Here is a 13,824-nt window from a genome sequence, read left to right on the forward strand (position 1 = left end):
ATGTCCTTACGCCTTCACTGCGTTTGCCGCAGCAATCGGGTTTTTAATCAAATTATAAATCGCGAGAGGGTTTGCCGTTGTGTTCTCGTTCAAGTTTTGCAAACTGCATGTGAAGTTCCCCTTGTGCCAGATTTCTGGCCCTTCCAAGAGATAGTTCAAGCAAGACAAATCTTGCGGATGAGAAGCTCGGATCGATTGCAAGAACTGACGAAGATCCATCACTAGGTCTTCTTCCTTCACCCAACCGTCAGCCGCAATGGCTGCGATAACGTTGAAAGTAGAATTAATCATCAAGTAATAAACGAAGAGGATATTCCCCTTGTCATCCAAGATATTGCCGTTCTCCATTTTAAGGCTCGCAACATCTTTGCCATACAACGAGAAACCGAAATGACTGTATCCCGTTCCTTGGCAGTCACGGAAGTAAGCTTTTTCGGGATAATTCGCTTTCAAGCTTAAGATCAAATTCTGCTGATGGGCTCCCAACAAGATACCGTAGTTTGCTTGTGCCAAAACCAAAGGTTTCACGGCAACCTCAAGGTAACGCGCAAACCACTGTTGAGCGATCTCACCCAACGGACGATGCGTTTTCTCGGATTCTTTACGGATCGCCTTTTGAATCAGATTCTCTCCGCCCAAAGGATTATCCTGAGCCAACGTAGATAGAACTATGGCCTCTTCGTGATTATTTTCGGTAAATGGATTTTCACGACACACCACAATCGAGTCCGTCAAAATTTCGCCAGCCTCATTCTTAAGAGCCATGAATGCAGGTTCAAACACCACATGGAACTGAGGATACTTACGAGAGAACTCTTGCCCCTTAGTCGTCATAAAGACGTCATAAACTTGCAAACCACGCACAACCTCAACCGGAGTCAGGTGACGGATTGAATTCGTCAGGCGCAAAGTTAAAGAGAACTTCATCATGTATGGTGAATGCGCACCATAGATCGAACGAAGCGAAGTGGTCGGATACCACTTTTTATCTGCCGCACCTAAATCAACCAAAGAACCTTTAGCCAAATAGGCTTGAACTGCGGGGTTCTTCATCAGATGTTGTTTTTGCCATGGATGAACTGGGAATGGAATATATCCTGCTTTAAGTTTTGCAGAGGCCTCTTCACTGTTTGTGAAGTCCTTCATGAAAACATCGAGCGTCCATTGTTCAACAGCGAACTTATCTGCTTTTTCGTTTTCTAAAATTTCAGGTTTTGCCAAGAACCAATTTAAGGCAAAGTTCCCCGCCATCTCTGGAGAGTACTGACGGTAATCCGCCTCATCAAAACCTTCGCGCATTTTTGGATACGGATGAAAGTTATGACCAATCATCAAGCTCTGCTCAGCCTGTTGGAAACTCATCGGTTTTGCATAGAGCTGTTCAAGGTCGGCTTTACGATTACCCAAAGCCAGTTCGATATTTTCCACGCTGTTTTTAAGGCGTTCCATAAAGACCGCATCATTGCCAACGCTGTTAGGGAAAATGGTAGTCAGATGCTTGACTAGCTTTTCAGCGACAACCATGAAGTCCGCCTCAGCCAAACCTGCAGCACTTTCAATAAAGTGAACAGAATGATACTGGTGGCGCCCCATCAAGGATTTACGAGTGAGTGGCAAGTATACCGTTTCGCCTGTCGCTAACTTCAAAGAGATCGCTTGTTTGCAACCTGTCTTAACGGACACAGCCGTCGGCGCATCCACAATAGCGTAGTCAAACCACTCACGGAAAAGAGAGTTATAGAAACATGAAGCTGAATGACTTAATGAAAGTTCATGCAAGCTTTTCATCTTAAACCTCACCCGCAACGTTTCCACGTTGGCGATATAAAATAGCGATACTGATCATCATCAGAGCCACCAAAGAGATCAGCAGTATTTCCAAAGAGAAAATTTGAATTTTCAAAGTGATCGCAGCCAAAACTCCACCAACGGCATAACCGATCGTGTTCGCAGCACTGACAATCCCGGCTTTACGACCCAGGCCCACATGCTGAGGATCCACTGTTGTCATCAAAGTCAAATAGCATGGTGGAACCAATGCAATCCCAATTGATAAGAACACAATAGCCATCCACAGTTGCGCTGGCGCATTCATCAAATAAAGCAAAACGGAGCCCACTAATAATGTCAGAGCACCCAATACTAGGGCCCCTTGCCATGGATTCTTAAAGAACATGCGACCCACAAACTGAGTCGCCACTGCGATCACAGCACTAACCAACAGAAGCTTCGCCATCAAAAGACCTGAGTCTTCACTGCTCAAAGAAAAACTATGCTTTAGAATCACGGCCAATGAAGAATTCAAAATACCAATAAAGCTTGTGAATAAAACCGCGAGCAAGAAAACCCAGCGCATACGATTAAATGCCAAGCCCCACGCCGAAACACCGCTCTCTTGAGTGACAGCTGTTTTCATTTGTGGTGCTTTGACTCTTAAAGCCCAGATGTTTAATCCCATCAAAGCCAGAATCCAAAACAAGAAACCTACTAAAACGCGGTCCATATTTTGACCACCACTGAGCAAAACATAAATAGGGCCTAATGAACGACCGATGTTTAAGCTCATAGAATTTGAGATCATCGCCTTCATCGCGGATTTAGATTCTGAAAGATCGACCTGCAAAGCCTGGGCAACCGGAACGATGGCCGAAGCCAAGACTCCATAGATCACGCGACTTAGAATCAAAAGGCCAAGAACAACTGTAGCCCCGAGCTTTTCACCCCATTGGGTTAAAGACCAAAGCATCAAGGTCGAAACAGCAAGTCCCAACAATCCCGCTAGCAAGATCGGCTGACGACCGACCTTATCACTTTTCGCCGCCCAGTATGGAGAGGACCACAAGAACAAGAATGACCCGGCACTAAACGTCGCCACCACAGACGCAAGACTCACGTGCATCGTCTCTGCCAAATAAGGCAGAAGCGTGAACAGCAAGATCTGCAACGCACTGAAGGTGATCGTGTTAAGATTTGCCAGGACTTCTAAATTCAAGCATTGCCTCCACGACGACCACGAATCATGATCCAAGAAGTTAGAGCCAATGGAACTAAAAGAACTACGGAAGCCACGGTCGCGAATACGCCACCGACAATGTAAGCTCCCAAGATCATCGCCGAAGTTACGACGAATAAAATCGAAGGAATCGCATAGCTGCTTTGCATAAGCTTAGAGTCTTTCGCCAATTTGCGAGACTCCATCGTTGCACCCTTCACGTGGGCTTGACGTTTACGCTTGTAGTAAAGAACCAATCCAAAGATCGGCAACAACAACGAGAAGATTGAGAAACCCAACCATACGATCTTTAGGAAAAGACCGCCATAGTTACCAAAGTGCAAAGGCTCAGAAGCCAAAGTGATTTCCATGTACCATGGAAGTTCACGCACTTCGCCTTGAGTTCCCGTCGCCGCATCCACCACAACCAATTGAGTGTAGCGTTCAGTTTGTGGAGTGTTACCTTCCATCACCACCAAGAAATGATTTGGCGGAGAGAACTGAGTATCCGGGAATGCAATGTAATCAACTTTCGAAGTTGGCAATGCCATTGCGGCCGTGCGCACTACTTGATCTAAGACCTCGGCATTGTGCAGATGGTTGTTGTCCCCGTGCACGTCTTTGTACTGCTGAGTGATCTCTTTGAGTTCTTGGTACTGGTAAACTTTGATCAATGTCGAACTGATACCTAAGAAGAAACCCGTGATACCAATCAACAAGCCCCAACCAAAGACACCGACACCGATATAGCGATGCATGTCCGAGAACCAGTGACGTGGTGATTTCACACGAACTTCACCGAAGGACGTTTTCTTAGAAAAGTTTCCGTAGATAAAAAAGCCCGTGATCATCACGAACACATACAGCAAGCCAATCAAGCCCACATAGATCTTGCCGTAGGAACCCAAGAAGAATTCACGATGCAAATGCAGCATCCAATCCATGAAAGAACTTTTGCTAGCTTCAACATTGATCTCGGAACCATCAAGAGCGTTGTAAGTAAGCTTACGTGCACCACGGAACATTTTTGTATCGTTCATACCCAAACGAACGTTGAAAACATTTTCGTTCTCGTCGTCTTTGAAAAACGCTAGCGGTCTTTCGCCCGGATACTTTTGCAAAACATTTTGCATCAGCTGGGAGTACGACATTGGGTAATGTGCGTGAGCATCGAATTTGTCTGAAACCGCTGCATGTGCATCGCCTTCGACTTCTTCTTTGAAAAGCAGAATAGACCCGCTGATGCTGAGTAAAATGAAATGCACCGCCACGAACAGGCCGAGGTACAAATGGACTTTATAAAATGATCGAAAAGCTTTTGTTTTTATAGTCATAGCGCTGGGTCAAAGAGGTACCATACAGAGGGAAAATTCTCAAAAATTTGACCTTTGTGAGGACTTGTTGAAAACCTAATGGGAAGATATTTTCCGACTGTCAAAAACCCTGACACAGTGACATAATTGGACAAACATTTGTGAACTTAGTTAGAGTGGAAAAATGAAGAAACAAAAAGCCATTCAGGCGATCGAACAAGAAGGAATTTTGCTCGTTTACCCGATCAAAAACAGCCCCGAACCGGACTCCCTTTGGGCGCATTTGTGGCCCCGCTCTAAGATGGTTTGGGAGTGGGATGCTGACGCCGATCACAAGGTTTCTGACCTCTGGCTTTTGAAAGAAGAACTCTCTAGATCCAACAAAGTTGTCTATGCCAAGTGGTATCAAAATCGCGCTACATTCTTCTCGAAGGAGGCCTTCGTTCATATGCTCGCATACCAACGATCTGAGCGCCCTTTTTCTCATGAAAGTCAGACGATTTTGGAAGCTCTGGAAATGGACTCCCCGCTATCCACGAAACAGCTGAAGGAAATCGCCGAACTTCAGGGTCGCAGCCTCGAGGCTTTGTACAACCGCGCCATGAAAGCCCTCTGGCAAAAATTAGTCATTGTTGCCTATGGTGAAATCGAGGATTCGAGCTTCCCATCCACCGCTGTGGGAGCCACGAAAACGTTATTTGAGCCTCTCTGGGAACAGGCCCAAAACATCACACCCGAAGCCGCTGAAAAGTATTTACTCAAAAAATTAGGTGCCGATAATAAATTTTGGAAATTCGCTAAAAAGATTAAGTCCCAATAATCATGTGGACGTGCCCTGTAAACACAGGGCGGTGTCAGCTTGGTATACAGCCATGAAACTTCTGCAAATCAACAGTTTCTGACCACTTTCCGAAGCAAAAACAATTAGATCACGCTATAAATCTGGGATCTATTTTTAAGCCTATGGAGAGATCATGAAATCTACATTAGCGATGCTTTTATTCGTATTGGGTTCGACAGCTGCAACTTCAGCATTGGCTGGAAGCCGCGACTGGCGCATCACTCAGCCCACTTGGACTGAACAACATGAATATCAATTCGGCCAATTCGTAACCAGACTGGGTGCCGCGGTTGAAGCTAGAAAATGTGGAACTGTTACTGATTGCTTAAACTCTTCAGCCAACATGTTTTATGGAACTGATCCAGGTGGCGTAAAATATTTCGCAGACTGCGCGGATCTTCCTTACTACCTACGCGCTTACTTTGCTTGGAAATCTGGTTTGCCATTCTCTTATGCTTCTGGATTTTTCCCGAATGCAGCGGGCGCTGATGATTTCAATAAAGACGTTCGTTACTCTACGAATGGTAACTCCATCAAGTATCGCAAAGACCTTTTGGCTAAAAAAGGAACTTTGGGTCGCACGACGTTCCCCGACGCTGTGAACGTTTTGAATTCTGAATTGATCAACGTGGTTTCTACGGCTTCTTTCCGTATGATCAACAACCAAGAAGGTTCTACTTACACTGATTTTTATCCAGTTCGTATTGACCGCGCGGGAATCCGCCCGGGCACAGTGATCTACGATCCAAATGGTCACGTAGCGATCATCTACCGTGTGACCGAAGGCGGTCGTATTCTTTATATCGACGCCCATCCTGACAACACTTTGACGATGGGTCTTTACACGTCAAAATTCATGCGTTCTGTTCCAGGCCAAGGCGCGGGTTTTAAAAACTTCCGTCCGTTGCGCGTGGTTGATGCCTCTGTTGATGGCTCCGGTGCCTATATCGGTGGTCGCATTGAAGCTGCTACGAACGAAAATCTTTCGAGCTTTGGTTTAGAACAATACTACGGCAATCGCCCCGATCCTGCTGGCGATTGGAAAAAAGGTCAGTTCGTATTTAACAACCAAGCTGTTAACTATTTCGAATACGTTCAACTAAGAATGAGTAACGGTGAACCCGTTATCGATCCACTTTCTGATATGAAATTTGAAGTGATCGATATCTGTTCTTCATTGAAAGACCGCGTTGCCGCGGTTGAGATCGCTCGTCGCGAAGGCATGCCTTTGAAACAGCATCCAGAGCGTTTGCCAGTAAATATCTTTGGTACTGAAGGTGACTGGGAAACTTATGCGACCCCTTCACGTGATGCTCGTTTAAGAACTTCTTTCGTCGATATTTTGGCGCAAGCTAAAAAAGCTATCGACAAATACCGCGCTGGTGATCGCAATGTTCGCTACAGAGGTAATAACTTAGCCAAAGATCTTTTCGCGGTTTACTCGCAAGAAGCGACAGCTTGTAAGTTCTCTTACACGACTTCTAATGGCCAAACATTGTTGATGAATCTTGAGGCTGCTCGTCAGAGACTATTTAACATGAGCTTCGACCCGTACCACTGCCCGGAAATGCGTTGGGGTGCACGTATGCCGAAGGAACTTGCTTCTTGTACGGATGATCAGAATAAGACGGCTTGGTATAATGCTGAGAAGTGGCTTCGTAATCAGACTGAGCGTCGTTATGATGTTCGCATGAATTATACGGTGGATGAACTTGGCTCCGGTCCAAAACCTGGTGTGGGCGTAGCGAATCCTCCAGACATTGATATCGTTAACTATCTTAAATCTCAGTTCTAGTAGCGCGAGGTTTTGCGGAAGCTGGAGTGGAACCCCCTGCATTCCGCGACACGCCTTCCGGGCTCGCCGTCGCCGCCTTTGGCGGTTCGCGCATCCTGCGCCGACGGAGGTCGCTGCATGCAGGGGGTTCCACTCCTGCTCCCACAAAATTTCTTCGTACATTCTTATGATTTTAGATGGTCTCCCTCTGGAGACTATGACGCGATTGCTGTTTGAAAGTTGCTGCTGTGTTAGGATTGTGGGCTTTTTGGGGCGTTTCCAGCCTTGGTCTTGCAGGGGTGCAATTTAAGTTGGGGGAACAGAGAGTTTTTTGCAGAAAGTATTTAGTGTTGTTGCTTCTTCCCTGCCTAGCTCCTATATCCTCAGTTCATAGCACCATATTTCGTAGTCTTAGCTAATCCTTTGGGGGGATTTTGTGAAAGTACAACTCGCACTTATCGGCGTTCTTTTTTCTCTGGTTGCAACTTCTGTTGTTGCTGTTGCGGCTCCTTCGCAAGCGGTGATTAATAAAATTTTGGCTCAAGGTGTTCCTGCGGAACCTTTGGGTATGATGGTTAAGTACTTGCACGAAAATCGTGGGCGCTCTTTTCAGCAGAGTGTTTATGAGTGTGGCAAATGGGGGCCTGGCAGCATCAAGCCTTGTGAGGAATCTGATCGTCGTCCTTCTTCTGCGGTTGTGACTTTGGAAGATCCTGCGGTGGTTGCGATTGCTGATTATTCTAAGCCTTCTACAACTCGTCGTTTTTTCATGATCAATATTAAAACTGGCGATGTGGTTAGTTATTATGTGGCTCATGGTAAAGGCACTGGGAATTCTAACTGGGCTACTAAGTTTTCTAATATCAAAGACTCTAAGCAAACTTCGTTGGGATTTTATTTGACTGGTGATTTCTATTACGGTTCTTACGGTAAGACTTTGCGTATGTACGGTTTGCAAACGTCTAATGATCAAGCTTTCAATCGCGATATCGTTTTGCATGGCGCTTGGTATGTGGGCGAGGATTTTATTAAATCTAAAAACCCTAAGACAGGCCAACCTTTTGGTCGTTTGGGTGTGAGCTGGGGTTGCCCAGCGTTGTCTCTTTCAATTGCGGCGAAAGTGATTCCGCAACTTGAAAAAGGCAGTGTGCTTCTGCACTACCATAAAGATCTGATGGATCAATCTATGAGCGGAAACGAAGTGAGTGTTTCCGAACCTGCTAGAAAGAAATAAAAAAAGGCGCTCTTACCGAGCGCCTTTTTAGTTTTTAAAGCATTTCAATTTTTAGCGAGCATCGAGAGTCCAGCCCGAGAATCTTTGAACTTCTTCGCTGATGTCGGCGCCCAGCTCTACGTGGCGGTACGACGTTGGGGAATCCCAGATCTTTTTTACGAGCTTGTTCATAACGTCGTGGCCGGCCTTATAAAGGACCACGTGGCCCATCAATGGCATCTCTAGGGTTACTAGGTCGCCCAGGGCATCTAGAGCCTTGTGGCGCACGAATTCGTCGGCCCAGCGTAAGCCCTCTGGGTTTACTACGGCGTCGGTGTCTAGCACTACGCAGTTATCTAGGCTTCCGCCTTTTGCTAAACCACGTGCCTGCAAAGCTTCAACGTCTTTTAGGAAACCAAAGGTACGAGCACTTGCGATATCGCGACCGAAAGATTGTTCGTTGATATCTAGATCAATCGTTTGTTTGCCAATGATTGGATGAGCGAAATCAATCGTCACTGTTACGCGCAGGCCATGGTACGGAACCACGTAGGCGTGTTTCTCGCCTTCGCTGAAATAGATAGGTTCTGTGATATAGCAGTACTTACGCGGTTGATCTTGTTCGACGATTCCTACGGCCAATAGAGCTTTTAAAAACTCTCCGGCGCTGCCATCGCAGATTGGAATTTCAGGGCCGTCTAATTCAATAAATAAATTATCGATACGAAGTGCCGACAACGCTGACAAGCAATGCTCGATCGTTGCTACCGAAAAGGCCTCGCCACCGATTGTGGTTTGATGACTTGTTGCTTGAACGTTTTTAGCAGTGACTTTCAATGAAGGCGAACCTGGAAGGTCCTTACGGATAAAATAAACGCCCGTGTCTGGTGGAGCTGGTTTAAAAGTCAGAGTACAAGGGTCCCCTGAGTGAATACCAATTCCGTTTACTAGCGTCTTTTTACGAATCGTTTTTTGTAAGAACATGGGGCTAGTTTACCACTAGCTATTGGGGCTTAGCAATGCGTATGATACCGACCTGCTCACCCTTCCAATTTGTGACTATTGGCTGAGTGTATTTTGAGAGGGCCTTACCTTCTTCGATCGTCAATCCGCCCAAATGCAATAAAACCTGCGAAGCCGCGAACTGTGCCGCGCGAGCCGCTCCATCAGCGACTTTCAGGGCGAAGGCTACTTTTTTCTCTGGCAAGAAACCAGCGATGACACCCTCTGCTCCACCTTTGATGATGGCGCGCCCCTGTGTCTTTTCAATCACACTTGTGGTGAAATCGTCACTACCCGCCACATAGAACGGATGCTTAGCGACAGCTTTATGCAAACGCAAAGCAGAGTCTTTGCGACGCGGCTGAAGATGATGATTTAAGAAAGTCGACATACCCACAGCGATCGATTGCAAAGGCACGGCGTAGGTTTGAATACCACAGCCATCAACTCCCTGAGGAATTTTACTGTGATCGACTTTCATTGTTTCCGTTAAAATATTGCGGAGTCTTTTTTGTGCGGCATGATCGTATTTTTCATAGCCATGAAAATCTTCACCTAAATGAAGACATGTCGTAATCAGTGCCAAATGCTTTCCGGCGCAGTTATTACAAAATGCAGTTGGTGTACGACCATGACGAATGTAATCGTGAGCCGCTGCTTCGCTGTATGGAAGATGCGGACCACAGGATAAGTCTTTTTCTGAGACACCGATTTTATGAGCCCACGCTGTAAGAGCCTCAAGGTGTTTTTGCTCTCCGCGATGGGAGGCACAGGCCAAAGCGATCCACTCGTCTTCGAGACCGAATTTTTCAGCGGCACCGGATTCAATCAGAGGTAAAGCTTGGATCATTTTAATGGCGCTACGAGGGAACGTGGCATAGTTGGTATTACCCCAACCATGCAAAAGATGACCGGCTTCATTCACCACAGCCACCATGACTTGATGAACGCTCTCGACCACGTGTCCACGTTGGACTTCGATGACGAGAGGCTGCCTAGTGATCATAATTAATTCCCCGCTTCAATGATTTCTAATACTGAACTTTTAGCTGACTCTGTGATCACGCGACCGCGTTGAGTTTTTTGGATGAATCCCTCCTGGATCAGGAACGGCTCATACACTTCCTCAAGTGTGTCACGCTCTTCACTGAGCGCTGCTGCTATTGTATCAATACCGACCGGGCCACCGTTATATTTTTCTTGGATTAGGCTCAAAATACGACGATCCATAAGATCAAGGCCGTGTTTATCAACTCCCAGTTGATCTAGAGCATATATCGCAATATCCCGAGTGACGACGCCATTGCCTTTTACTTGTGCATAATCACGAACGCGCTTAAGCAGTCTATTCGCAATACGAGGAGTTCCGCGAGCACGACGAGCCACTTCTTCAGCGCCGTCATTGTCAATTTCCACATTCAATTTTTTGGCAGATCTGATCAAGATATTTTGAAGAGCCGCTTTATCGTAAAATTGCAGTCTCTCAACGATACCGAAACGATCACGGAACGGCGGATTCAAAAGACCCGCACGTGTTGTCGCCCCTACCAATGTAAAAGGCGCCAATTGAAACTTCATCGAGCGAGCACCCAAACCATCACCTGTCACGATATCGATGTAGTAATCCTCCATCGCCGTGTACAGATACTCTTCGACATGACGACTCAGACGATGAATCTCGTCGATAAAAAGAACAGAGTTTGGCTTTAGAGATGTCAAGATTGCAGCCAAATCGCCTTTTTTATCAATCGCAGGTGCTGACGTCATTTTAATGTCAGAACCCATATCGTTCGCGATGATTTGTGCGAGTGTCGTTTTACCCAAGCCCGGAGGACCTGATAGCAAAACGTGATCTAGTGGCTCACCACGGAACTTTGCCGCAGCCACGAAAACTTTGATTTTATCTTTAACGATATCCTGACCCGCGAACTCTGAGAAATCCTGGGGACGTAATTCGTTCTCCCAAGCTTTCTCGCCACCACTCGCGCTAGTGCCTTCAGTGATATCACTGTCCATAATGCTGCCTTCGATAATGCGACTCATGACAAGCTACCTGACAATGTTTGGAAGCCTTTACGAACACCTTCTTCGACAGTGATTGAAACTGGCAAAGTGGATACGAATTGATCGACCAATTGAGATTTGTAACCCAAGTTCAAAAGTGCTGACGTAATTTGCGTCAAAGATTCGGACTTCACTTTAGAGCCCTCTTCGATGGAAACTAGTTTTCCTTTTAACGTCAGAATGATTTGTTCTGCGGTTTTCTTGCCGACCTTTGGCAATCCTGAAAGACCTTTGGCATTTCCAGCCTCGATCATTTCATGAATTTGCGCAGGACGACCGCCCGACAAAATACTCAAAGCCATTTTTGGTCCAACGCCGTTTACTTTCAACAAAGACAAGAACAAGTTCTTTTCTTCTTTGTCGTGAAAACCAAAAAGAGTCAGAGCATCTTCACGCACGTGAGTATGAATCCAAACGATGATGTCTTTGCCAAGCAAAGTTGTGAAGTCACCCAATGTGTTTGATGAAGCGAAAACTTCATAACCCACACCTTGAACATCAATCAGGGCTGAATCGCCCAAGACTTCAATAATTTTTCCGCGCAAATAACCGATCATATACTCACCGCTTTTTGAATAACTGCGTTCTTTTTCATTTCAAAGGCATGGTAGCAAGCCATAGCCAAGGCATCCGAGGCATCGATGCGATTGATAACTTTAATATTCAGCATCGCCTTCAAAACTGCCTGCACATCTTCTTTGGAGGCAGCACCCGTTCCGGTAATACCTTTTTTTACTGAGCGAGTAGCATACTCTGCAACCGTGGCTTTACCCAAGCCCGCTTCGTACATCACCACTCCGCGCGCGTGCCCTAATTTAAAAGCACTGTCGGCGTTTTTTCCTAAGAAGATTTTTTCAATCACCACTTGATGAGGACGATATTTCTCCATCACTTCGCGAAATGCAGAACCAAGTTCTGTCATACGCATGGCAAAATCCATGTCAGCATCCAACAAAATGACACCGTGATTGATATGTTCAATCTTGCCATTAGTGATGCGAACCACGCCGAAACCTGTGATGCGGGAACCGGGATCTACCCCGAGAATCGTCAAACTCATATTTTTAATTTCATTCCGAACGTATTGCTAAGTCAATGAATGTGCACTAGAATCTGAAGTATGCCGAAGATTGAAGCAAGCGCTATCGAAAAATATCAGAACATCCTGGCAAAGGATCCGACCTCTCAGGTGTTCGCCCCTCTGGCGGAAGCCTATAGAGAAATGGGCATGATGAAAGAAGCGCTTCAAGTTGTGACTGCTGGCGTTCAACGCCATCCGCAATTTGTCGGAGGATTGGTCACATACGCAAAAATTTTGCGCGACGCAGGCCAAATCAGCCGCGCCATCGAGGCCCTGAAAAAGGCCACGGGCCTGGCTTCTGAGAATATTCTGGCTCACCAGCTTTTGGCAGAATCACAGCTTGCAAACAAAAATCCCAAGGAAGCTTTGAAGGCTTTCAAGATGGTTTTGTTTTTAAATCCCAATTCTCAATCCGCACAAAAAGCCGTTCAGAAATTGGAATCTTTGACTGCAGATGAGTACGACGAAGAAGTCTTTGCGATGGCAAAACTTCCGCAAGTAAATTTGGAAAATCCACCAATCGAACAAACAGCGACTGGCGTAAAAACCGGAGCTGCGACCGAGGTCTTCAAACCTCAACCGATGCCTAGAAATAAGGCTTTTGAGCGCATGCTTTCATTAATTGACGCGTTCATTGTGCGTAATGATTTAGAAAAAGCGCACGCCCTTTTGAAAGACACTCGCGTGGAATTTGGTGATCATCCTGAAATTGAACGCAGAATGAAAACCCTGCAGGTTCGTTATAATGAACCTGACGAACCGGTTCCATTGAAACCTCTGCTGCCGCGCGAGGAAATGATCCGCCAAAGAAAGATCGAAACCCTTCAGATGATGCTTCGCAAAATCGAGGACTACCGCTCCCTTATTTGACATTCCCCCTCCCAATTAGGCTATATTGATCGTCTTGTATTAGCTTAACTAAGAGGTATTAGAATGTACGAAACGTCAGATTTCCGTAAGAATTTGAAAATCATGGTTGAAGGCAAGCCTTACGTGATCGTGGACTTCCAACACGTAAAACCAGGTAAAGGCAACCAATTCACTCGCACAAAATTGAGAAACATGCTTACAAGCCAAAACCTTGAAGTAACTTTCAAATCTGGCGAAAAATTCGAAGTTCCTAACGTTGAAAACAAAGAAATGAACTTCTTGTACAAAGACGACACAGGCTTCAACTTCATGTCTAACGAGACTTACGAGCAAATCGCTATGTCTGAAGACGATCTTGGCGAAGCTAGATACTACCTTACTGAAGGTTTGAAAGTTGTTGTTCTTTTCTACAATGAAAAAGCAGTTGCTTGCGACGTTCCTAAAGCCGTTAACTTGCTAGTTGCTCAAACTGATCCGGGCATCAAAGGTGACCGCGTAACTGGTGCTTCTAAGCCAGCAGTTATGGAAACTGGTTTGACTGTATCCGTGCCTTTGCACATCAATGAAGGCGATACTTTGCGTATCGATACTTCAACTGGTGAGTACGTAGAGCGCGTCAGCCAAAAATAGTTCTTAACGCAAGATATTAAGTCTCCGCTAACACTCAATTTTAT

The 13,824-nt window shown here is 45.8% G+C and carries 13 protein-coding genes; 5 read left to right on the top strand and 8 right to left on the bottom strand.

Annotated features, from left to right (window positions below):
• Positions 1–6 precede the first annotated feature (6 nt).
• The 3 genes from ACLVWP_RS12390 to ACLVWP_RS12400 are packed head-to-tail and all read right to left on the bottom strand — an operon-like array spanning position 7 to position 4,326.
• Complete coding sequence (locus ACLVWP_RS12390) at positions 7–1,788, bottom strand: IucA/IucC family protein (RefSeq protein ID WP_413557627.1); 1,782 nt, start codon at positions 1,786–1,788, stop codon at positions 7–9.
• A 1-nt stretch (position 1,789) separates the two neighbouring features.
• Positions 1,790–2,992, bottom strand: coding sequence for an MFS transporter (locus ACLVWP_RS12395; protein ID WP_413557628.1), 1,203 nt, complete (start codon positions 2,990–2,992; stop codon positions 1,790–1,792).
• Entirely contained in the window at positions 2,989–4,326 is a 1,338-nt protein-coding gene (locus tag ACLVWP_RS12400; RefSeq protein WP_413557629.1) for a PepSY-associated TM helix domain-containing protein, read from the bottom strand. The genes ACLVWP_RS12395 and ACLVWP_RS12400 overlap by 4 nt, the downstream gene beginning before the upstream one ends.
• Before the next feature lie 163 nt (positions 4,327–4,489).
• On the opposite strand from ACLVWP_RS12400, the gene ACLVWP_RS12405 reads away from it, so the two are divergent.
• From ACLVWP_RS12405 to ACLVWP_RS12415, 3 genes are all read left to right on the top strand, one after another.
• Positions 4,490–5,125, top strand: coding sequence for a hypothetical protein (locus ACLVWP_RS12405; protein WP_413557631.1), 636 nt, complete (start codon positions 4,490–4,492; stop codon positions 5,123–5,125).
• 154 nt (positions 5,126–5,279) lie between these two features.
• Positions 5,280–6,941 carry a hypothetical protein gene (locus ACLVWP_RS12410; protein WP_413557632.1) on the top strand — a complete coding sequence of 554 codons (1,662 nt, stop codon included), beginning with the start codon at positions 5,280–5,282 and terminating at the stop codon, positions 6,939–6,941.
• A 415-nt stretch (positions 6,942–7,356) separates the two neighbouring features.
• Entirely contained in the window at positions 7,357–8,154 is a 798-nt protein-coding gene (locus ACLVWP_RS12415) for a murein L,D-transpeptidase catalytic domain family protein (protein WP_413557634.1), read from the top strand.
• 51 nt (positions 8,155–8,205) lie between these two features.
• On the opposite strand, the gene lpxC is transcribed toward ACLVWP_RS12415, so the two are convergent.
• Genes lpxC through ruvC form a run of 5 tightly spaced genes read right to left on the bottom strand, consistent with a single transcriptional unit; the run spans position 8,206 to position 12,259 of the window.
• A complete protein-coding gene (gene lpxC, locus ACLVWP_RS12420; RefSeq protein WP_413557635.1) occupies positions 8,206–9,117 on the bottom strand; it encodes a UDP-3-O-acyl-N-acetylglucosamine deacetylase in 912 nt (303 codons plus the stop codon).
• A gap of 19 nt (positions 9,118–9,136) precedes the next feature.
• Positions 9,137–10,141 (bottom strand): asparaginase, encoded by a 1,005-nt coding sequence (locus ACLVWP_RS12425; protein WP_413557636.1) that lies wholly within the window; start codon positions 10,139–10,141, stop codon positions 9,137–9,139.
• 2 nt (positions 10,142–10,143) lie between these two features.
• Positions 10,144–11,178 carry a Holliday junction branch migration DNA helicase RuvB gene (gene ruvB / locus ACLVWP_RS12430; RefSeq protein ID WP_413557637.1) on the bottom strand — a complete coding sequence of 345 codons (1,035 nt, stop codon included), beginning with the start codon at positions 11,176–11,178 and terminating at the stop codon, positions 10,144–10,146.
• Positions 11,175–11,756: a Holliday junction branch migration protein RuvA gene (gene ruvA, locus ACLVWP_RS12435; protein ID WP_413557638.1), complete on the bottom strand. Its 582-nt coding sequence runs from the start codon at positions 11,754–11,756 to the stop codon at positions 11,175–11,177. The genes ruvB and ruvA overlap by 4 nt, the downstream gene beginning before the upstream one ends.
• Positions 11,753–12,259: a crossover junction endodeoxyribonuclease RuvC gene (ruvC, locus tag ACLVWP_RS12440; RefSeq protein ID WP_413557639.1), complete on the bottom strand. Its 507-nt coding sequence runs from the start codon at positions 12,257–12,259 to the stop codon at positions 11,753–11,755. Before ruvC ends, ruvA begins: the two co-directional genes overlap by 4 nt.
• 60 nt (positions 12,260–12,319) lie before the next feature.
• On the opposite strand from ruvC, the gene ACLVWP_RS12445 reads away from it, so the two are divergent.
• Together ACLVWP_RS12445 and efp are read left to right on the top strand one after the other, a co-directional pair.
• Positions 12,320–13,150, top strand: a complete 831-nt coding sequence (locus ACLVWP_RS12445; RefSeq protein WP_413557640.1) for a tetratricopeptide repeat protein — start codon at positions 12,320–12,322, stop codon at positions 13,148–13,150.
• Positions 13,151–13,213: 63 nt separating this feature from the next.
• Positions 13,214–13,780, top strand: a complete 567-nt coding sequence (gene efp / locus ACLVWP_RS12450) for an elongation factor P (protein WP_413557641.1) — start codon at positions 13,214–13,216, stop codon at positions 13,778–13,780.
• The last annotated feature ends 44 nt before the right edge of the window (positions 13,781–13,824 follow it).

The organism is Bdellovibrio sp. HCB209 (assembly GCF_047306065.1).
Classification (GTDB): domain Bacteria; phylum Bdellovibrionota; class Bdellovibrionia; order Bdellovibrionales; family Bdellovibrionaceae; genus Bdellovibrio.